Here is a 19,188-nt window from a genome sequence, read left to right as displayed (position 1 = left end):
ATTTTTCAGAAGGGTGTGTTGAAAAATTCCACAACCTGTAAATGATTGCTATATTTAGTGCGGTCATAACATTTAGCCTAAAAATGGCAGATGAATACCGGGAAAATGACTTACCTCTTTCAGAGAAAAGATCTGAAGAAATTCGCAAAATTTTTGAACTCACAGCCGTTCAAAAATACAAGCCGAGTTCGATAATAGACGGAAATTCAAGTAAAGATTATATGATGAAAAAGCAAGGGATTAGCCTTAAAGTTTTTTACACTGAACGCAACTGGTTGGGAAGTTCAATGAGGAGTTTTTTCGGAGTCTATGGATACATGAATATTTACCCGCATAAGTTGGTTTCTTCTGCTATCGCTACGGCTTTTTTATTCCTTGTTGCTTCAATCTTTATATTAGCTTATCGACGCATGGTAGATACCAATCCCTACGGTATTCCGCTTGTCATGATGGTAGGTATAATAACTATCATCGCTGCATCGGTACTATTTAGCTGGTTGTGGGATTATCAACCACAAGGTAGATACTTGCTGGCTATCTTGCCGACGCTTGGAGGTGCACTGGTTATCATCGGTAAGAGTGCGTACCAAAGTGTTTCACTGAAGATCACTATCGTAGTCGCCTTTTCAATATCTGTACTCTCATTTTTTCTTTGCCTTCAATCAATACCTAAAATTCCTGCGCAATACTGAACAACGATAAATATTATTTACAGACAGTTGTTCATACATTACTATCTCACAGAATATATTGATTCATGGAATTGTAGTGCTGTAGGTTTTTCTATTTCCTACCGTGCCAACCAGTGACAAAAAACCTATACTAAGATTGCATGTCAGTATATACAGTTATTCGCCGCACGAAGATTCATTATTTCTATTCTCTGCTCAATCTTGACGCTCACACCAGAGCATAAAATTGAGCAGAGTTCTATCTCTAGCGAGAAAGATTTATGACAACCTATGATGCTACGTTTTTCGACTATGTAAATTCTGGCGCAGTGCGTTCAGCAGAACGGGTACTGCCGCATCTGCTACAGCACTGGGCTATCAGCAGTATTTTGGATGTAGGCTGTGGTCAAGGCGCTTGGCTGTCGGTGTGGAAGCGACTGGGTGTCAACGACATCATGGGCATTGATGGTGATTACGTAAGCCAAACCAGCCTGCTGATTCCACCCGATTCGTTCAAACCGGCTGATCTTGCTCACGGTTTCACCCTTGGAAGACGGTTCGACCTGGTTCAGTGCCTTGAGGTCGCTGAACATCTGCCGCTACCCAGTGCTGCGATTCTGGTAGATAGCCTGGTCGAACATGGCGATATCGTGCTGTTCTCGGCGGCCCCCAAGGGACAAGGCGGCGATCATCATATCAACGAACAGGATTACCCGTTTTGGCGCCAACAATTCGCTCGTCATGGCTATATACCGTTCGATTTTTTAAGACCCTTATTGATCAACGATGATCAGATCGAACTGTGGTATCGCTATAACCCGTTTCTATATGTTTCTGCGGCGTGTATCGCTATCTTGCCGGCTGCAATAGCCCGTTGCCGGGTGCCTGACGGAGAAAAGTTGCGTGATTTATCTCCATGGCCCTACCGGTTACGCAAGTGGGCGGTCAGTTTCCTTCCTGCCTCGGTAATGACAAAGTTAGCCAAAATTAAGGAGAGTTACGTATCACGGGCAAGGCGCGGTTGACCCAATCGAGGCTGCTCTATGAACCGGATTTCGGTGTTACTGCTTAGTTTGGCCGCTGTCGCCGCCGCCGGGGGTCAACTCCTGTTTAAGATCGGCGCTCGCGGGCGTGAGCATTGGGCCGAATTCCTGAATGTTCCACTGCTGATTGGCATTCTTCTTTATGGATTTGGCACCTTGATCTGGATCTATACCTTATCCAAGGAGAGTTTGGTCAATGTCTATGCCTTTACAGCCCTCAGTTTCGTGCTAGTTTATCTAGGGGGAGTGATGCTGTTAGGGGAACGCCTTGCTGCTGGAGGCATGGTTGGAATCCTGTTTGTTCTCGCCGGTTTGTATCTCATTACCCATTATGGTTAAGGTTGAGCCTCCTGCTCGGAGTGGAAACAACAATGATCGTGCTTGCGATAGTCGTACCCTGCTACAACGAAGAAGCTGTTTTGCCGGAAATGACCAAGCGTCTTTTTTCTTTTTTGGATGATCTGGCGCACAGGCAGCTTATCTCGGAGGCCAGTCGTGTTTATTTAGTGGATGATGGCAGTCAGGATCGAACCTGGTCTTTAATTGCACAGCAGGTTGCCATAGATAGTCGGGTACATGGGATTAAATTATCACGCAATCGGGGGCATCAGAATGCGCTGCTGGCGGGATTACTGCACGCGGAAGGCGATGCGGTGATCAGCATTGATGCGGACTTGCAGGATGATCTGAATGCGATTGAACAGATGGTTGAAGAATTTAATGTGGGCAAGGATATCGTCTATGGAGTTAGAAAGCAGCGCGATAGGGATACCCGCTTTAAGCGGATGACCGCAGAAGGTTATTATCGGCTATTGGTAATGATGGGGGTTGAAGTGGTTTTTAACCATGCCGATTATCGCCTGCTGAGTCGTCGGGCCATTGAAGCATTGCGGCAGTTCCGCGAAGTCAATCTTTTTCTGAGAGCGGTTATTCCACTGCTGGGGTTTTCCTCATCGATTGTTTATTACCAACGAAAAGAGCGATTCGCGGGTGAATCGAAGTATCCTCTGAGAAAAATGCTTTCTTTAGCGTGGCAGGGTATCACCTCATTTTCGGCAGTGCCCTTACGGATGATCACCGTTGCCGGGTTTATGATTTTTCTGGGTAGTCTGTCAATCACCGTTTGGGCGATTGGGATTCGGTTATTCTCAGATCAAGCGGTGCCTGGCTGGGCCTCCACCGTAGTACCCATTTACCTGATGGGGGGGATTCAACTGCTCGGAATTGGCGTGATTGGGGAGTATCTCGCCAAGACGTATATGGAGACGAAAGCGCGTCCCTTGTTTATCATTGAACAGCAGATTCCTGATAAAAATAATGAGCCGATGAAAGATGCGCATCCTCCACATTCTTGACCATTCCCTGCCTCTGCACAGCGGCTACACTTTTCGCACCGCCGCTATTCTGCACGAGCAGCGGCGCTTGGGCTGGGAGACGTTTCATATTACCGGTGCCAAACAAGGTGCAACGTCCGCGCCGGAAGAAACCGCCGACGGTCTGCACTTTTTTCGCACCCCGCCTGCAACAGCGCGGTGGGCGCAATGGCCGGTGCTGAATCAAGCAGCGATTGTCCGAGGTTTGACTCGACGGTTGGCCGAAGTCGTCGAGCAGGTAAAGCCCGAGGTGTTGCACGCTCACTCACCGGCGCTGAACGGTTTGGCGGCGCTGTCGGTCGCCCGCCGTTATCGCCTGCCGCTGGTCTATGAAGTAAGGGCATTTTGGGAAGACGCCGCAGTCGATCACGGCACAACTCGCGAGGGCAGTGTGCGCTACCGGCTGACGCGGGCGCTGGAAACTCATGTGCTTAAACGCGCTGATGCGGTGACCTGTATCTGTGAGGGTTTGCGCAGCGATATCGTCGGTCGCGGCATTCCAGCGGAAAAAGTGACGGTAATCCCTAATGCGGTGGACATCAGCCAGTTCAGCCTGGGCGGCGAACCGGATCTGGCGCTAAAAGCCCGACTGGGTTTATGGGTCAGCCCCCTCTCCCCCAGCCCCTCTCCCCCCGGAGGCGAGGGGCGCGAGCGAGGGGCGCGAGTGTTGGGCTTTATCGGTTCGTTCTATGCCTATGAGGGACTGGCGCTGCTGCTCGACGCCCTGCCGGCGCTGCTGACGCAAATGCCGGATATTCGAGTGCTACTGGTCGGCGGCGGCCCGCAGGAACAGGCGCTCAAGGCACAGGCGCGGAGCTTAAGCATCGCGAATCAGGTGGTGTTCACCGGCCGGGTGCCCCATGCTGAAGTGAACCGCTATTACGATCTGATCGACGTGCTGGTGTATCCCCGGCTGTCCATGCGGCTGACTGAACTGGTGACGCCGTTGAAACCGTTGGAAGCGATGGCGCAAGGGCAATTGTTTATCGCTTCTGATGTGGGTGGCCACCGGGAATTGATCCGCGATGGTGAAACCGGGGTGCTGTTTCACGCGGGCGATGCCGATGACCTTGCCGCCAAGATCCTCGCCCTATTGGATCAACCCGAACGCGGGCCGTTGCTCAAGGCGAATGGGCGGCGCTTTGTGGAAACCGAACGGAATTGGACAGCCAGCGTGAAGCGCTATGCGCCGATTTATCAGGCTTTGGCGGGCACCGCGTGAGTATTGTATTGTTATCAGAACCTTCGCTAATAAACCTTGTGTCGTCATACCCGTGAAAACGGGTATCCAGCCTTTTCAACAGGTTATTGGATTCCCGCTGACGCGGGAATGACGGAAAGCGAAAATCCTGGTTATTAAGAGGGATTGGAGCGCTGGTTTTCCCGGATCTGCTGACGCCAGCGTTCATACAGTTCTGCCAAATTCCTGGCTGCATCGATGGCGGCCAGCAACGCTGCGAAGCGCATCTCCGGCTGATCCGGGTATTCGTGGGCCAGCCGGTTGCGAATTTCCCGCCAGGCCAACCACCGATTCACGTCTAAAAACCCGAGCTTTTCCAAACGATTGAGACGGTCGCGCATCGGCCATGGTTCAAACGGTTCTTGCAGCAGGTTCAAGGTTCCGGGGATCAGCCGTTCGCCCAAGGCATCCTGAAGCTTGGTGAAACGAAACAGCAGTTGATCCACCAGTCGAACCTTTAGCCGGTCGGCATCCAGCGCCTCCCATCCGGCTACCGGGTCGGCTTCCCATTCCTTCAAAGCCTCCTGGAGCGTTTGCAGATGGCGATCCGCTTCCCACAATGCAGCCGCCAGCTTGTCTTCGGCATTCATATTTGCACCAAGGCAACACGATGGTTCCGGGCGTGATCGACGATGGCGCGAGGATCCGATGCGTCTGCCGGCGCAATCAGCACATCAATGCGTTGTTCTTCAAGCAGACGGTACAAGGTCGCAATAAACCGGGTTCGCCGGTCGACGACTTGCCGGGGAGACCAGGCCATTGGCGGTTCCACCAGCAGGTCAATGTCGCCGCCTCGCGCCTGATCATCCAGGCGAGAACCGAATAGAAAAATGCCTGTTCCCGGCGGAAAGGCTTCTTTAGCCGCCTGTGCAATCGCCTCGATTTCGTTGGGACACAATCTCATCGGGAGTTTGCCTCGATCTTTAGAATTGAAAGCAGGACTTTCGCCAAGCCCCTTAAAGTCGTCATACCCGCGAAAGCGGGTATCCAATTTTTTCAGTGGCTTACTGGATTCCCGCTGACGCGGGAATGACGGTAAGACTTTCGCCAAGCCCCTTAAAGTCGTCATACCCGCGAAAGCGGGTATCCAATTTTTTCAGTGGCTTACTGGATTCCCGCTGACGCGGGAATGACGGCAAGCGAAAGTCCTGAGTTCTTCGAAAACACTAGTTGATGCGGGCGCGGGAAAGCTCATGAGCTTAAACCCGCTGATTGATTGCAGCGTGACTATTGGCCCGTAGCCACAACTCCAGCATCGTCAGAATCCAGACCATTTCCCCGTAATAACTGGCGTGGGCCTGGCGATGAAGCTGGCGCACCCGGTCGAGAAAGGCCGGTTGAAACCAGCCGCGCTGCTTCAATGATTCCAGCGCGTCGTCGGTGATTGCCAGCAGACGCGGCTCAGAGCGGGTCCAGATTCCAAACGGCAGGCCGAAGCCCTGCTTTTTCTTGGTGAGGATGGCATGGGGCAGAAAGTCCCGTACTGCTTGCTTGTAGAACCAGCGCAGAGTCGAACCTCGCAGTTTTTGTGCTGACGGAATGCGACAGGACAGCGCCACCAGATCATCGTCCAGCAGCGGATAGGCGACCTCAATCCCCGCCAGCCGGCAAGCGGTGTTGACCTTGACCAGATCGTTGTCGTGCAGGGTGAAATGCCAGTCCAGATAAAGCATCCGATTGAGCAGGGACGCATGGTGCGGCGCGGAGAACGCCGCCCGCTTCAGCATCAACGGTTCCGCAGTATTCACCTGGGCTAAAAAGTCCGGGCTGAATACCTCAGTCGGATCGTGGCGTTCCAGGAAGGCGTAAGTGTCCAATCGATCCGGCAGTGGAATCCGGGCCTGGCTGACATAGCTATGCGCCTTACCCGCCAGCGGTATCCCCGCCAGCGGTTTTGCAATGGCGGCAATCAGGGTTTGTAGCGGGTACGGCAGCCGATTGAAATGCTCGAAAATCCGCTGTTTGGCATAGCGTTCGTTGCCGGCGAACAGTTCGTCGCCGCCGTCGCCGCCCAGCAGCAGCGTGGCGCCCTGTTCCCGGGCGAAGCGGGCACAGCAGAAGGCCGGCAGCAGTGAAGAATTACCGAAGGGTTCGTCAGTCGCGGCGGCGAGTTGGGGCAGCCAGGTGGCGACATCATCGGGCGTCACATAGTATTCGTGGGCGGTAGTGTGAAAATGGCGCACCGCAGTACGGGCGTACTCCATTTCATCGTAGCCAGGCACCGCGAAACCGATGGAGTAGGTGTCGGCGGTTGTCGTAGCGCGAGCCAGCATCCCGGCCAAGGTGGAACTGTCAATGCCGCCGCTCAGGAATGCGCCGACGGTTGCTCCCTCAGCCGAGTTGGTTTCACGGCGGACGGCGGTTTCAATGAGATCCAGCATCTCGCGTCCGGTGGCGGCGGGGTCAATCCCGGCTTCACTGAACTGGGGCAGCCAGTAGGGTTCAACGCGGACAGCGCCGTTACGCCATTCGAGAAAATGACTGGCCGGGAGTTTGCGCAAGCCCCGGAACACCGTTCGCGGGCTGGGAATAATATGGCAGTACAGGTAGTCGTAGATCGCCTGCGGGTCTATGCTGGTATCGAAGCCGCCGAGGCGCGTTAGAATAGCGGGCGTGGAGGAGAAGAACAGGCTGTCCGGTTGCGGCGCGTAGTAAAGCTGTTGAATACCGATGCGGTCGATGGCGAGCAGGGCAGTGCGATTGACGCGATCCAGGATCGCCAGAGCAAACGGGCCGGAGAGTTTTTGCAGGACGTGGCTTCCAAGGGTTCGATAATCGGCGGCCAACGTGCGCAGGAGGGCGTCCATGCAATGGTCGCCGATGCCGGCGCAACGCGCCCGCCCTGTGATGGCGACGATGAGTCCCTCATTTTCTAGTATTCCGCCGCCGGCCGTGGCGCAGCAGGCGCCTTCCGCTACGAGGCTTCTGGGATTGTGAAGGGCGGTGACCAGTGCGTCTTGAGCTTGAGATAGCGTAGCGACGTCCGCCGATGGGTTGAACCAGCCGGTCAGGCCGGTCATGGAATTGACATTCAGGTTTGGTGAGATTGTGGGCATGATGCGATAGGGATTCAGTTTGGATCATCGACCTGTTTCAGGCCAACAAGCAGGTGAGCGCCGCGCGAATACGGTTCTGATCCGTGTGGGCCAGGTGGCCGAGCACACCGAGTACGAGGCGATGATCGAGAGTAAAAAGTTTGAAGCGCACAATGGATGGCGCAGGCAAACCCGCTGTAGCAAGGTCGGTGATAACGCTGTCCAGGGGCCAAGCGGAATGCTGCGCCGAGGTGATCATTGCCATGACGCTATGTCCGGCGGGTTGATTAAAGGCGGCGGGCGAGAGGATCAGTGCCGGTCGATGTTTGTGCGCCGGCTGATCAGTGAAGGGAAAGGGTACGCGCACCACGTCGAAACGATCAAAGATCACGATAAGCGTCCTCGTCTCCAGCGGACGCCCACTCGCCCAGCGTAGCCTGAACGGCTTGAAGATAAGCCAGATCAAGAGGTTGTACTCGACGAACTGCAACGCGATCATCACCGTCGACCTCCCAGGCGATCAAATCGCCCGGCTGGATCTGCAGGAAGGCGCGGATCTCCCGTGGGACTGTGGTTTGACCCTTGGCGGTGATTTTAGCAATAGCCGTCATAGTGGTTTCCGGTAAGGGTAAATGACTTCCTTACTATCTTACTATAAGACTGCGCTTGAGTGGCAACGAAGGTAATGACGGATCACGATCACGGACATAAGCGGTTGTTCTCCCATCCCGAAATGATTCGGGATTTGTTGTGCGGCTTTGTGCCCGAGCCGTGGATTGCTGAACTCGACTTCAGCACTCTGGAAAAGTATCCGACAGTGTTCGTCAGCGATGGGTTACAGGAGCGGCGTAATGATGTCATCTGGCGGCTGCGTTGGGGATCGGACTGGCTGTACATCTACATTCTGCTGGAATTTCAATCCAGTGTGCAGCGTTACATGGCGGTGCGGTTGTTAAGCTACCTGGGATTGTTTTATCAGGATTTAATCCAGACCCGGCAACTGGCTCCAAATGGAACATTGCCGCCGGTATTGCCGCCGGTATTGCCGGTAGTGCTGTACAATGGCCGGGTGCGCTGGACAGCACCTACCGAGATAGCTGGACTAATGGGGGACGGTCCCGCCGCACTGATCAGTTACCGTCCGCAACTGCGCTATTTGTTGATCGATGAGAGTGCCTATGCCGATGCGTATTTAGCGACGCAACGCAATCTGGTGGCGGCGCTGTTCCGATTGGAGCAGAGTCGTGGCCCGACGCAGGTGCAGGAAGTATTAGTGGCATTAGCCGACTGGCTGCGCGCCCCGGAACAGCACTTGTTGCGACAGGCTTTTTTAATCTGGCTCAAGCAGGTGTTTCTCAAGACTCGGCTGCCGGGAGTCGAGTTACCAGAATTGCATGATTTAGAGGAGATGCGGGCGATGTTAGCGGAACGAGTGGTGGAGTGGACCGAACAATGGAAGCAGGATGGCTTGCAACAGGGTTTGCAACAGGGTTTGCAACAGGGCTTGCAACAGGGTTTGCAACAGGGTTTGCAACAAGGCTTGCAACAGGGCTTGCAACAGGGCTTGCAACAGGGCTTGGAAGCGGAACGCCGGTTGTTACTGCGCCAAATCCACAAACGGTTTGGCGCTCCAGTGGCGGAACCAAGTACGCCATTGCTGGCGCGGATTCAGCAATCAGAGCAGTTTGAGGCATTGGGGGAACTGCTGCTGGAGTGCCCGGATGGCGCGGTTTGGCTGGTGCGGCTGGGTGAAATAGCGGGGATGTGATGGCAGACAACCCGGTATTCAATCATCTGCCTATCGCCCTAGTAGGTCCCTTGCCCCCTCCTTCAGGCGGTATGGCAAATCAAACTCGACAATTAGCCCGCTTACTCCAAGAGTCAGGGCTGCATGTTGAATTAGTGCAGGTTAATTTACCCTATCGCCCCATTTGGATCAGTCAGGTTCCAATCATTCGTGCTGTATTCCGTCTAGCACCTTATCTATTAAAGTTGTGGCAAGTAGCGGGGCGAGTAGACTTGATGCATGTTATGGCGAATTCTGGCTGGTCATGGCATTTATTCGTAACTCCGGTAGTTTGGATAGGATGGCTGCGAGGAGTACCAGTAGTCATCAATTATCACGGTGGAGAAGCAGAATTTTTTTTTAGCCGTGCTTGGCGTTGGGTTCGACCTACTATTGTTAAAGCGGATCTAGTAGTAGTTCCCTCCGGTTTTCTGGAAGCTATTTTTGCCCGGCGTGAGATAAAAACCAAGATTGTACCTAATATTATTGATCTACAGCATTTTTATCCTAGTGAAGTTCAGCATGATCGGGAATTACACTTGCTGGTGGCGCGCAATCTGGAGCCTATTTATGATATTGCTACTGCTTTGATGGCTTTTGTTTTACTGAAAAAGAATTTTCCAAGTGCAAAGTTGAGTGTGGCAGGCTCCGGGCCTTTATGTTTCGAGTTGGGAAAGCTGGCCGATAGGCTTGGGATTGCTAAGTCCGTGACTTTTACTGGACGGCTGGATAATGCACAAATGGCTGAGTTATATCGCAGCGTGGATTTGTTGCTCAATCCCAGCTTGGCAGATAATATGCCGATTTCGTTACTTGAAGCATTGGCTTGTGGAGTGCCGATTGTAAGTACCAACGTCGGTGGAATTCCTTGTCTGGTTGAGGAGGGTCAAACTGCCCTGTTGGTTGATCCGGGTGATGCCGAGGCAATGGCGAAGGCGGCAACGCGAATACTGAGAGATCCCGTTTTGGCAGCAAGTTTGCGGCTAAACGGGTTAGCGCTTGTGCAGAATTACGCTTGGTCGAAAGTGCAGGAACAATGGTTTTCAGCTTACGCCGGTGTGTTACAGGGTAAAAGTAGAAAACAGGACTGAAAAGTGAATAGTGATAATTTTTATACCAAGCTAGTAGAAAGCGTTCTCTTTCCACTCCATGAACGCTTGAAAGGATATGATACCGTGTGGGTTCGCCGGTTTTTAAGGAGGATCATTGATCGAAATTCGTCAGACTGATGAGTTTGTTGACTGGTTTGACCGGCTGTGGGATCGACCAGCGCGAGCAATGAGTAAACTTGAACTCCGCCGGTGGGATGCGGCAGAACATCTTGAAAATGAATCGGATATGGCTTTTTACCTGGATGCCGCGCTTGAAGATGGCGATGCTGCGCTGATCACCGCAGTTCTGGATGATATCGCTCGCGCTAAAGGCATGGGGGGAACCCCTTTGCAAACCGATTCAGGGCACCAAAATCTGCATGATATTTTGACTACGGAGGATGACCCCCGATTGAGTACGGTACTCAAAGCGATGCGGGCACTTGGACTCCAATTACATAGCCAGGCGGGTTGATGAAAACATTTCAACTTCAGACTCAGTTCATTGCTGGCGTTCTCTTTCCATTTCATGAGTACCTGAAAGGCCATGATACCGTGCGGGCTCATCGGCTTTTGGAAGCGAGCCAATGGTGGGATGTGGAGCGACTGCGTGACGGGCAGTTGCAATCATTGCGGAAGCTGCTGATTCGCGCCGGAACCAAGGTGCCTTATTACCGCCGTTTATTTGCAGAAACAGGGTTTGATCCGACGGCAGTAACCGATTTATCTGCTTTGCAAAAACTGCCCTTTTTGACTAAAGAACTGATTCGCGTCCAACTCGATGAGTTCAAAGCTGAGGATGCACGGGGTTTGGCGCGGTTCAATACCGGGGGTTCCAGTGGCCAACCGCTGATTTTCTTTATCGGCAAGGAACGGGTAAGTCACGATGTAGCTGCCAAGTGGCGGGCGACCCGCTGGTGGGGGGTAGATATTGGTGACCCGGAGATCGTGGTGTGGGGTTCGCCCATTGAGTTGACCCGGCAGGATCGCGTTAAAGCGCTCCGTGACCAACTATTACGTACCGAGTTGTTACCGGCGTTTGAAATGTCAGAGGCCAAACTGGATTATTTTATTGCCCGAATCCGCGCTCGTCGGCCATCGATGTTGTTTGGTTATCCCTCAGCCTTGAGCTTTATTGCCAAACATGCCCGCAAACGTGGACAACGAATGGATGATTTAGGGATTCGAGTGGCTTTTGTCACTTCGGAACGGCTGTATGACGATCAAAAAGCCGCTATCGCTGAGATTTTTGGTTGTCGAGTCGCAAATGGCTATGGCGGGCGCGATGCCGGGTTTATTGCCCATGAATGCCCAGCGGGTGGAATGCACATTACCGCCGAGGACATGATCGTTGAGATTGTCGGTGCTGATGGCACGGTGTTGCCGCCGGGTGAGGCGGGTGAAATTGTGGTAACTCATCTGGCAACGGGCGATTTTCCTTTTATTCGGTATCGTACCGGGGATATTGCCGTATTGGACGACCAACCGTGTTCCTGTGGGCGGGGTTTGCCGTTGTTGCGCGAGATTCAGGGACGGACTACCGACTTTGTAGTCGCGGCGGATGGAACCGTAATGCACGGGCTGGCATTGGTTTATATCTTGCGGGATTTGCCGGGGGTTGAGGCTTTCAAGATTGTGCAGGAATCGTTGGAGCGGACTGTGGTGCAGGTGGTATTCAACACGAATTTTGACCCCGCGCAGGAGCAACGCATCGTGCAGGGTTTCAAACAGCGGCTTGGACAGAATGTTGAGGTGCAGGTGGAGCAGGTTAGCGAGATTCCAGCGGAGAAGTCGGGTAAGTATCGGTACGTAGTGAGTCGAATAGTGAGTTGAGCCAATATGGCAATCGGTATTCTACTCATTTCGATAGCCATGGGTTTTGAATAATCCAACATTGAAGCTCCACCCAACCCAAGTGATGTAGCTGAAAGTTCTCAGTATAACCTTATAGGTTGTATGTAGCATAAATCAGTGGATTTCTCAGATGCCATTACGCGATATCACAGTTTTGATTATAGCCATCGTCGGATGTATATGGGCGTTGAAACGCCCTTATGTAGGCATCTTGACCTGGATATGGATTAGCCTGATGAATCCCCACCGCCTCGGCTGGGGGTTTGCCTATGATCTGCCTTTTGCACAGATGGCAGCGCTGGCTACTTTTACCGGCATGATCTTCTCACGCGACCGACTGCGGTTTCCGGTAGTAGCCCCAAGTATGATACTTATTTTTTTTATCACTTGGATGGGCGCTACAACACTCGCTGCCATACTACCGGCAGAGAGCATGGAAATGTACGTCAAGATTCTCAAAATCTTGGTTATGACACTGGTAGCCATGGCGATTATTCGAACCCGGGAGCAAATCAATCTGCTGGTCTGGATCGTAGTACTTTCGCTCGGTTACTTTGGAACTAAAGGTGGCATTTTCACCATCCTGTCGGGTGGTGCGTATCGGGTTTGGGGACCGCCCTCTTCCTATATTGAGGGCAACAATGAACTGGCTTTGGCGTTGATTACGACTATTCCTCTGATGTATTATCTTGCCTGCCAAGATAACAGGCAATGGTTTGGTAAGTACAGCACTTGGGTCAGGCGTGGTTTATACGCCATGATGGCGTTGAGTGCATTTTCTGCTTTGGGCAGTCATTCACGCGGAGCGTTGCTCGCTATGATAGCAATGACGCTGATGCTCTGGTGGCGCAGCAAGAATAAAGCAGTGCTTGGTGTGGCACTGTTGATGGTGTTGCCACTCATGATGTTATTCATGCCGACAGAATGGTTTTCCCGGATGGAGACGATAGGCAGCTACCAGGAAGATGCTTCAGCCATGGGCCGGATCAATGCTTGGACGATGGCCATCAATATTGCCAAGGATCGGTTTTTCGGTGCAGGTTTTATCACGGAAAGCGACTTGATCTACAATATTTACGCGCCTAATCCCTCCTTGCGGCTAGTGGCGCATAGTATCTACTTTCAGGTGTTAGGTTCGCATGGTTTTATAGGGCTTAGCCTGTTTCTGTTATTTTGGTGGTTCACTTTCCGCACCGCTAGGAGTGCCGGTAGCCTGAGCCTTGGCGAGCCGTCCCTGCAATGGATTGGAGAACTCAGCCGCATGATTCGAGTGGGATTGATCGGTTATTTTGTGGGCGGGGCATTTTTGAATCTGGCCTATTTTGATTTGCCGTATTATATGATGGTGGTGATAGTAGCGGCGCAACGGTTGGCAATGGAAACCAAGACCCAACAGCCCACGACTGGATTCTCCAGGATCGTGCGCAATCCGCTGATGACTTCTCGACCGGTGCGGACGCCCATCGCGCTTCCGCCTAAATGATTAGATGCTGTTTATGACCGAGAAAAGAATTACTCCAGTTCTCCGTACGCTATTGGCGGCGAGTCGCGCTGCCATTTCGGGAAGTTGGAAGCGTAATTACTTGTCGGTGCTCATTTTCCATCGGGTGCTACCCGCACCAGATCCGCTGATTCCGGATGAAATGACTATCGAGCAGTTCCGTGCTCGGCTACGGCTATTGTGCAAGTACTTTCGGGTGTTGCCGCTGGTCGAAGGGTTGAGGCAGTTGCGCGATGGCACTTTACCCCCCAAGACCGTCACCATCACCTTCGATGATGGCTACCGTGACAATGCGACGGTGGTATTGCCGCTGCTACAGGAACAGGGGTTAAAAGCGACATTTTTTATCGCCAGCGGGTATCTGAATGGTGGGCGAATGTGGAATGACGATCTCATTGAGATCGTGCGCCGTTGGCCAGGTGAAACTCTGGATTTTTCACCGTTGGGTCTTGGGGTAATTGACGTGCGGACGTTGGAGTCGCGGCGGCGGGCATTGGGACCCTTGTTGAGGCAGAGCAAAGCGCTCGAACCGTCGCTCCGAGCCGCCTGTTTGCGGGATATGGAGCAACGGTTGCCGGGTGGATTGCCAACCGACTTGATGATGACGGATGCTCAGGTGCGCCAGTTGTATCAGGCCGGTATGGAGATTGGGGGTCATACGCGGACGCATCCCATTCTGAAGCAGATTACGCTGGAGGCGGCGCGGGCGGAGATTGTGGATGGGCGGGAAGATTTGCAACGGATCATTGATGCGCCGGTGCGATTTTTTGCCTTTCCTAATGGTATTCCCCACTATGATTATGACGCCCACCATGTTGAGTTGGTACAGTCTCTAGGTTTCGAGGCGGCATTCAGCACCAGTTGGGGTGCAGCGACGGCCGAGAGTGATTTTTTTCAGTTGCCGCGTTTCACCCCGTGGGATAAATCGCTATGGCTGTTTGGGCTGCGGCTGATTCTCAGTCGCCGGACGATAACCTATCCGGTGGCGTGAATTATTCAGGCCAATAATCGCCGGAAGTTTGTTCCCAGTTGAAAGGATTTTCCTGGGGAAAAGTCGCTTCGGAGAGTCCGGTTTCCCGGGCTGCCATCAAAACTGCGTCGCTATAAGCGTCGCGGTAAGTTTCACTGAGACTGGCTTTGAGGCTGGGGTTTTTACGGAGCAATCGTGCAATCCGCTGGCGCTGTTCCTTAATCGTCAATCGCCAACTGTTGCTGCGCCGCCCAGGTTGAAAGCACCACTTCAGGAGGTGTGCCAACAGGATGCCGAGCCGGTTTTCCAATTCCCGTTCTTTGCTGGCACCCATGTCCTCCAGCTCCTCGGCAACATACTCGGCGTCGATTTCCGCAAACCGCCCCTGACGAATCAGTTGGGCGCTGTGTTGCGCCCAAGCGTGATAGTCCTGTTCATAGGCAGTAGTCATTGTTTTACTCCTAATGCAATTGCTATGGCTACTGTCCAACCCGTTTGAGTTTGTTGCGTAGCCCTGGCAATGGGTACCCTAACTGATAAGCCAGTTGGGCGTGTTGTTTGGCTTGGGCGTATTGTTTGAGATCAAAATATAGCAGGCCTATGTTATTGTGTAATTCGGCCCATTTGGGGTTGATTTTTTCGGCTGCCAAGTATTGCTGTAATGCCTCGTTTAATTTCCCAGCTTTGTGGAGATGAGCGCCATAAATGACCCGAACAGCAACATCCTTTGGGCTGAAGCGAATGGCGCGTTCGAGCAGGCATTCAGCGGAGGGCTTAGTGGGTTTCCCTTGTTTGAATTGTAACCGTGAGACCGACCACAATGCACGATGGTGATTGGGAAAAGCATTGAGGGTGTAGGCGATGTCGCCCATTGGATCAGCCCCACTGGTTTGACCAGACTTGAGTGATTCTACGTTGCTAGTGAAGTGTACATTTTCAACCATACTTAGATAGGTTTTTCCGCCGTATTCTCCGTGTGGTTTGCGAATAGCGGGATCGTTATAGTCAAGCGGTTTGCCAAAAACGCCTCTGGCTTCGGGACAGTCCTTGTCTTGAGCAAAGCTGACAGGGGTAAAAGAGCAGACCCATAAGGTAATTAAAATCTGGACGATCAAGTGGGCGTGGATATAGCCATTCATATTTGATCCTTTGCGTTTCTAATCATGGACTTTAAGTGCCTGCCCATACTAGCAGTACCTGTCATACAACAAATGAATTTAAAAGCAGGTTTTACATTTCCTAAGCTGATTGCTTTAAAGTAGGCTTTTTGGGCTTGAGAAAAATCATTTTCGTACCAGAAGACATCACCAATTCGAATGAATTGTTCTGAAAGAATATGATTGCTACTGCCTTCTTGGTGCAGTTTATTGAGCAGGGCTTTTTGGTGACGACTGAGTACTTTGAACAGAGCCTGTGCCCAGCGTTTTTGACTGACGCACGAAAGACTGGCTGCTTGATTAGTGAGGTAACGCACCAAGATATTTGGCGCTAGGCCCACTGGCGCAGTCAGTGCAAGTCGAATCCAAAGATCGCGGTCTTCTATAATGGATAGTGTTTCGTCAAATTTGCCTGCTTTTTCTATTACGTTTCGCCGGGTCATGACACTGGATGTAGGGAAGAATGATTCCATAATCAGCCATGTAATCGGTTTGTTGAGTAAAGCAGCTCTAGCAGGCAGTTCTGCATGGAATTTTTTGGTGGCGAGAAACGAAGGACGAACAATTTGCCCATGACTGTCAACATGCATTTCATCCGTGATGGCCGTTCCTAATTCGGGATATTGTGCAAACAGTTCGAGTTGTTGCGTCAATTTTTCCGGTAGCCATTCATCGTCAGCATCAAGAAAGCAGATAAATTCGCCGTGTGCACGCCGGATGCCTTCGTTGCGGGCGGCGGATACACCGCGATTCGGGGTGCGGATCAGTTCAACGGCGTCACCGAAACGGCCCACCACGGCGGCGGTGTCGTCGGTTGAGCCGTCGTCGATGACAATAATTTGTTGTTCGATTTGCTGATCCAGGGCAGAACGAAGAGCTTTTGCAATATAATGTTCGGCATTGAATGCTGGGATGATGGTGGAGACAAGCATAAAGATCCCTTAGATTTATGATTTTAATTATCTAAATTTTGTTAACTGGAGAAAATATTATGAACAAACGTCTGATTTGTCAATTGCTCAGGCATGAAAAAACCTTAAAATTTTTATTAGGTATTTGGATTATTGAGCTAGTGTTGATGCGCCATGAGTAAACCCAGCCTGCTTTTTGTGAGCAATGTTGCACCGGACGCCAATGGTTATGGAGCCAGCATCCGGGCTTGGCATCAAATATCTTGGTTATCCAAGCACTATTCGATTGATTTGGAAATTGCCTCGGCGCGAATATCGGATATTGAAAGGGGGATTCCATCAGATTTGTACCCTTTATGCAACCGTATTACGCTTACTCCATGTTTTGGTCGAAGCTGGCCAATTGGTGATGTTATTAAATCAGCAAGGCCAAAATATTTTTCCTTAATTGCTGAGGCGCTATGGCCTTACGCTGGCGAAAGTATTGAATATGATAGTTGGGTTCGATGGAAGCTGCGTGAGCGTTATAAAGCTGGAAATTATCATGCAGTGCATATTTTTCGCTTACCGTGTTTGCGCATTGCCCAAGCTGTTGTGCCAGTATTGGCGCGTCGGCCTGATCGAATTGTAATTGATTGGGATGATGTCGAGTCTTGCGCTCTTGAACGCAGGATCAAACAGCAAAAACTGCAAATGGGGCGGTTGGTAACAGCGGTGCATCGTATTACTGCTTGGCGTTATAAAAAAATGGAAAGATATTCACTGGAATTCTGTGACAACGTAACTGTTTGTTCAGAGTCTGATCGTAAATTTGTTGCTGAAATATATGCAACCCGCAAGGTCGCAGTAGTGCCTAACGTGATGAGTTTACCAACCGCGCCTCTTGCGCCACGATGTATTGAAGATGAGATCAACTTGCTTTTCGTAGGCGCTTTGAACTATGAACCGAACATCCATGGTCTGCAATATTTTATGGGTTCTATATTGCCAATGATCAGATTGGGAACGCAAAAAAGGGTACGTCTTGTTATTGTGGGTCGGAGTCCTTCCAAGATCATTCAGAATTTGGTTGCTAGCGTCGCGCTGGTGGAAATCCATGCCAATGTTCCAACTTTAGAATCCTTTTATGCGGATGCGGATATCGCTATTGTCCCCTTGCTGAACGGCGGCGGCACCCGTTTGAAGATACTGGAAGCCTTCGGCTATGGGCGGGCGGTGGTTTCGACGAGCATTGGAGCAGAAGGAATCGAAGCCGAACCAGGTAAACAGTTGTTGATCGGTGATACGGCTGATGCCTTTGCGGCCCAATGTCTTGAGTTAATTGCCAGTACAGAGCGACGGGAGCAGTTAGCTCAAGCAGGTCGTCAATTAGTTGTCGAGAAGTATGGACCCCAGGCTCTCGCGGCTGCTTTGACGGCTGTATATGGTTAGGGAGTTTTTTGTATAGGTTGTTAAGCAAAGGTAGCGGCTTGGAGGAGATGATCTTCGAGGGTTTGTGCAATGTATGGTAATGATAGTTCAATGGCGTTTGCTCTTTTGCCAGCGGCGATACCGAGATTTAATCGTTGTTCTGCGTTATACCAGAGTGTGTGGATCGCTTCAATCCAGGGCGCTGGGTCGTCCTGTGGCAGGATCAACCCACCGTTGCCAACCGCTTCGGGTAGGCCACCGCGATTGCTGGCAAGTACGGGAATGCTGTTAATCTGTGCTTCGGTGACGACCCGACCCCAGGCTTCTTCACATTGGCTTGGCACGATTAATAGTGAGGTATCGCGGTAGACTTCACGCATGTCCAGGCTGCGCGGACGCCAAGTGATGTTGTTGGTCTGTTGTATGCGTTTTTGTAGTGCAGCCTGCTCCTGCTTAGGCAAGCGCCAGCATTCAACGAACAGGAATGGAATGTCAGGGCAGGTTTGGGCAATGGCAAAGGCCAGTTCGACGCCTTTCCATGGGTGTGGGTTGATGAATGTGACGTAGCCGCCCTTGTGATCTGGAACCTGATAATTTTCTTTTTTTATGATGTTGTGCAGGACGGTGGCTTCAAGTCCATACGTTGCTTTGAATTTATTGGCTGTGTAGTGAGAATTGGCAAGCCAGGTGATTCCGGTCAGGTCGTGCGGTTCGGCGGTCAGGTTGTGAAATTCGACGTCGTGCAGGTAAACGACGGCAGGCAGGTTGATGGCTCGTGAGGCCGCCGCAAACCGGAGGGTATCTTCAACATGGATAAATATGATATCTGGCTGGAACCGACGAACTATTTCCCTGACTCCCGACGCGGGGTTCCATCCTCGATAGACTTTATAACCTGCCCAGCGATCACAAGGGTAGCGATTCCATCTGAATAGGTTTCGCTTTAAGCGGTTGAGTTGACCGAGCCGGTCAGATATATCTAAACTAGCAAGAATCGCTACTTCATGTCCACGGGCGATCAAGGCTTCGGCGAAGTCGTGCATACTCGATTGAGCACCGCCCACTCGCTGTGGTAGATAGGTAAGGCCAGTTGCCATTAGGATGCGCATCAGGTTTATTTTCCAGTCAGTTTCTCAAACGATATTT

21 protein-coding genes are annotated in these 19,188 nt (G+C 51.7%); 12 read left to right on the top strand and 9 right to left on the bottom strand.

Annotated features, from left to right (window positions below; all coding sequences use genetic code 11):
* Nucleotides 1-41 precede the first annotated feature (41 nt).
* From BN874_RS00255 to BN874_RS00235, 5 genes are all read left to right on the top strand, one after another.
* Entirely contained in the window at nt 42-692 is a 651-nt protein-coding gene (locus tag BN874_RS00255; protein ID WP_034429992.1) for a hypothetical protein, read from the top strand.
* A gap of 260 nt (nt 693-952) precedes the next feature.
* Nucleotides 953-1,696, top strand: coding sequence for a class I SAM-dependent methyltransferase (locus BN874_RS00250; RefSeq protein WP_034429990.1), 744 nt, complete (start codon nt 953-955; stop codon nt 1,694-1,696).
* Between the two features lie 18 nt (nt 1,697-1,714).
* A complete protein-coding gene (locus BN874_RS00245; RefSeq protein WP_034429986.1) occupies nt 1,715-2,053 on the top strand; it encodes a DMT family transporter in 339 nt (112 codons plus the stop codon).
* 32 nt (nt 2,054-2,085) lie between these two features.
* Complete coding sequence (locus tag BN874_RS00240; RefSeq protein ID WP_034429984.1) at nt 2,086-3,069, top strand: glycosyltransferase family 2 protein; 984 nt, start codon at nt 2,086-2,088, stop codon at nt 3,067-3,069.
* On the top strand, nt 3,047-4,309 hold the full coding sequence (locus BN874_RS00235; RefSeq protein WP_034429982.1) for a TIGR04063 family PEP-CTERM/XrtA system glycosyltransferase: 1,263 nt from the start codon (nt 3,047-3,049) through the stop codon (nt 4,307-4,309). The genes BN874_RS00240 and BN874_RS00235 overlap by 23 nt, the downstream gene beginning before the upstream one ends.
* A 134-nt stretch (nt 4,310-4,443) precedes the next feature.
* On the opposite strand, the gene BN874_RS00230 is transcribed toward BN874_RS00235, so the two are convergent.
* The 5 genes from BN874_RS00230 to BN874_RS00210 all read right to left on the bottom strand — a co-directional run bounded on the left by BN874_RS00230 (nt 4,444) and on the right by BN874_RS00210 (nt 7,973).
* Nucleotides 4,444-4,917: a hypothetical protein gene (locus tag BN874_RS00230; protein ID WP_034429980.1), complete on the bottom strand. Its 474-nt coding sequence runs from the start codon at nt 4,915-4,917 to the stop codon at nt 4,444-4,446.
* The gene (locus BN874_RS00225) at nt 4,914-5,231 is read right to left on the bottom strand and encodes a nucleotidyltransferase domain-containing protein (protein ID WP_034429978.1); all 318 of its coding nucleotides are present in this window, start codon (nt 5,229-5,231) and stop codon (nt 4,914-4,916) included. The genes BN874_RS00230 and BN874_RS00225 overlap by 4 nt, the downstream gene beginning before the upstream one ends.
* 295 nt (nt 5,232-5,526) lie before the next feature.
* Nucleotides 5,527-7,383, bottom strand: coding sequence for an asparagine synthetase B family protein (locus BN874_RS00220; protein ID WP_154724679.1), 1,857 nt, complete (start codon nt 7,381-7,383; stop codon nt 5,527-5,529).
* Between the two features lie 37 nt (nt 7,384-7,420).
* Nucleotides 7,421-7,852: a type II toxin-antitoxin system PemK/MazF family toxin gene (locus BN874_RS00215; RefSeq protein ID WP_420886092.1), complete on the bottom strand. Its 432-nt coding sequence runs from the start codon at nt 7,850-7,852 to the stop codon at nt 7,421-7,423.
* On the bottom strand, nt 7,743-7,973 hold the full coding sequence (locus BN874_RS00210; RefSeq protein WP_034429975.1) for an AbrB/MazE/SpoVT family DNA-binding domain-containing protein: 231 nt from the start codon (nt 7,971-7,973) through the stop codon (nt 7,743-7,745). Before BN874_RS00210 ends, BN874_RS00215 begins: the two co-directional genes overlap by 110 nt.
* Before the next feature lie 74 nt (nt 7,974-8,047).
* Between BN874_RS00210 and BN874_RS00205 the strand changes: the two genes are divergently transcribed.
* The 6 genes from BN874_RS00205 (at nt 8,048) to BN874_RS00180 (ending at nt 14,585) form a co-directional block, all read left to right on the top strand.
* The gene (locus BN874_RS00205; protein WP_051497229.1) at nt 8,048-9,130 is read left to right on the top strand and encodes an Rpn family recombination-promoting nuclease/putative transposase; all 1,083 of its coding nucleotides are present in this window, start codon (nt 8,048-8,050) and stop codon (nt 9,128-9,130) included.
* Nucleotides 9,130-10,239 (top strand): glycosyltransferase family 4 protein, encoded by a 1,110-nt coding sequence (locus tag BN874_RS00200; RefSeq protein ID WP_034429974.1) that lies wholly within the window; start codon nt 9,130-9,132, stop codon nt 10,237-10,239. Before BN874_RS00205 ends, BN874_RS00200 begins: the two co-directional genes overlap by 1 nt.
* A gap of 115 nt (nt 10,240-10,354) precedes the next feature.
* Complete coding sequence (locus tag BN874_RS00195) at nt 10,355-10,714, top strand: addiction module antidote protein (RefSeq protein ID WP_230314280.1); 360 nt, start codon at nt 10,355-10,357, stop codon at nt 10,712-10,714.
* Entirely contained in the window at nt 10,714-12,072 is a 1,359-nt protein-coding gene (locus BN874_RS00190; protein WP_034429972.1) for a phenylacetate--CoA ligase family protein, read from the top strand. Before BN874_RS00195 ends, BN874_RS00190 begins: the two co-directional genes overlap by 1 nt.
* A 151-nt stretch (nt 12,073-12,223) precedes the next feature.
* Entirely contained in the window at nt 12,224-13,576 is a 1,353-nt protein-coding gene (locus tag BN874_RS00185; protein WP_051497228.1) for a putative O-glycosylation ligase, exosortase A system-associated, read from the top strand.
* A 13-nt stretch (nt 13,577-13,589) separates the two neighbouring features.
* Entirely contained in the window at nt 13,590-14,585 is a 996-nt protein-coding gene (locus tag BN874_RS00180) for a polysaccharide deacetylase family protein (protein ID WP_051497232.1), read from the top strand.
* 1 nt (nt 14,586) lies between these two features.
* On the opposite strand, the gene BN874_RS00175 is transcribed toward BN874_RS00180, so the two are convergent.
* The 3 genes from BN874_RS00175 to BN874_RS21960 are packed head-to-tail and all read right to left on the bottom strand — an operon-like array spanning nt 14,587 to nt 16,653.
* Nucleotides 14,587-15,015, bottom strand: coding sequence for a DUF29 domain-containing protein (locus BN874_RS00175; protein WP_034429970.1), 429 nt, complete (start codon nt 15,013-15,015; stop codon nt 14,587-14,589).
* 28 nt (nt 15,016-15,043) lie between these two features.
* Nucleotides 15,044-15,703: a tetratricopeptide repeat protein gene (locus tag BN874_RS21965; RefSeq protein WP_051497227.1), complete on the bottom strand. Its 660-nt coding sequence runs from the start codon at nt 15,701-15,703 to the stop codon at nt 15,044-15,046.
* Nucleotides 15,700-16,653, bottom strand: a complete 954-nt coding sequence (locus tag BN874_RS21960) for a glycosyltransferase family 2 protein (protein WP_051497226.1) — start codon at nt 16,651-16,653, stop codon at nt 15,700-15,702. Before BN874_RS21960 ends, BN874_RS21965 begins: the two co-directional genes overlap by 4 nt.
* A 153-nt stretch (nt 16,654-16,806) precedes the next feature.
* On the opposite strand from BN874_RS21960, the gene BN874_RS23105 reads away from it, so the two are divergent.
* A complete protein-coding gene (locus BN874_RS23105) occupies nt 16,807-18,063 on the top strand; it encodes a glycosyltransferase family 4 protein (RefSeq protein WP_081756019.1) in 1,257 nt (418 codons plus the stop codon).
* Nucleotides 18,064-18,083: 20 nt separating this feature from the next.
* Here BN874_RS23105 and BN874_RS00155 read toward each other — a convergent pair whose 3' ends face one another.
* On the bottom strand, nt 18,084-19,151 hold the full coding sequence (locus BN874_RS00155; protein ID WP_051497224.1) for a glycosyltransferase: 1,068 nt from the start codon (nt 19,149-19,151) through the stop codon (nt 18,084-18,086).
* Nucleotides 19,152-19,188 lie beyond the last annotated feature (37 nt).

This window comes from Candidatus Contendobacter odensis Run_B_J11 (genome assembly GCF_000531125.1).
Classification (GTDB): domain Bacteria; phylum Pseudomonadota; class Gammaproteobacteria; order Competibacterales; family Competibacteraceae; genus Contendibacter; species Contendibacter odensensis.
The sequence above is the reverse complement of the archived record's forward strand: the minus strand, read 5'-3'. Positions and strand labels throughout refer to the sequence as shown.

Excerpts from the sequence above, each read along its gene's own strand:
- BN874_RS00255 (WP_034429992.1), top strand. The coding sequence starts at position 42 with ATGATTGCTATATTTAGTGCGGTCATAACATTTAGCCTAAAAATGGCA.
- BN874_RS00250 (WP_034429990.1), top strand. The coding sequence starts at position 953 with ATGACAACCTATGATGCTACGTTTTTCGACTATGTAAATTCTGGCGCA.
- BN874_RS00245 (WP_034429986.1), top strand. The coding sequence starts at position 1,715 with ATGAACCGGATTTCGGTGTTACTGCTTAGTTTGGCCGCTGTCGCCGCC.
- BN874_RS00240 (WP_034429984.1), top strand. The coding sequence starts at position 2,086 with ATGATCGTGCTTGCGATAGTCGTACCCTGCTACAACGAAGAAGCTGTT.
- BN874_RS00235 (WP_034429982.1), top strand. The coding sequence starts at position 3,047 with ATGCGCATCCTCCACATTCTTGACCATTCCCTGCCTCTGCACAGCGGC.
- BN874_RS00230 (WP_034429980.1), bottom strand. The coding sequence starts at position 4,917 with ATGAATGCCGAAGACAAGCTGGCGGCTGCATTGTGGGAAGCGGATCGC.
- BN874_RS00225 (WP_034429978.1), bottom strand. The coding sequence starts at position 5,231 with ATGAGATTGTGTCCCAACGAAATCGAGGCGATTGCACAGGCGGCTAAA.
- BN874_RS00220 (WP_154724679.1), bottom strand. The coding sequence starts at position 7,383 with ATGCCCACAATCTCACCAAACCTGAATGTCAATTCCATGACCGGCCTG.
- BN874_RS00210 (WP_034429975.1), bottom strand. The coding sequence starts at position 7,973 with ATGACGGCTATTGCTAAAATCACCGCCAAGGGTCAAACCACAGTCCCA.
- BN874_RS00205 (WP_051497229.1), top strand. The coding sequence starts at position 8,048 with ATGACGGATCACGATCACGGACATAAGCGGTTGTTCTCCCATCCCGAA.
- BN874_RS00200 (WP_034429974.1), top strand. The coding sequence starts at position 9,130 with ATGGCAGACAACCCGGTATTCAATCATCTGCCTATCGCCCTAGTAGGT.
- BN874_RS00190 (WP_034429972.1), top strand. The coding sequence starts at position 10,714 with ATGAAAACATTTCAACTTCAGACTCAGTTCATTGCTGGCGTTCTCTTT.
- BN874_RS00185 (WP_051497228.1), top strand. The coding sequence starts at position 12,224 with ATGCCATTACGCGATATCACAGTTTTGATTATAGCCATCGTCGGATGT.
- BN874_RS00180 (WP_051497232.1), top strand. The coding sequence starts at position 13,590 with ATGACCGAGAAAAGAATTACTCCAGTTCTCCGTACGCTATTGGCGGCG.
- BN874_RS00175 (WP_034429970.1), bottom strand. The coding sequence starts at position 15,015 with ATGACTACTGCCTATGAACAGGACTATCACGCTTGGGCGCAACACAGC.
- BN874_RS21965 (WP_051497227.1), bottom strand. The coding sequence starts at position 15,703 with ATGAATGGCTATATCCACGCCCACTTGATCGTCCAGATTTTAATTACC.
- BN874_RS21960 (WP_051497226.1), bottom strand. The coding sequence starts at position 16,653 with ATGCTTGTCTCCACCATCATCCCAGCATTCAATGCCGAACATTATATT.
- BN874_RS23105 (WP_081756019.1), top strand. The coding sequence starts at position 16,807 with ATGAGTAAACCCAGCCTGCTTTTTGTGAGCAATGTTGCACCGGACGCC.
- BN874_RS00155 (WP_051497224.1), bottom strand. The coding sequence starts at position 19,151 with ATGCGCATCCTAATGGCAACTGGCCTTACCTATCTACCACAGCGAGTG.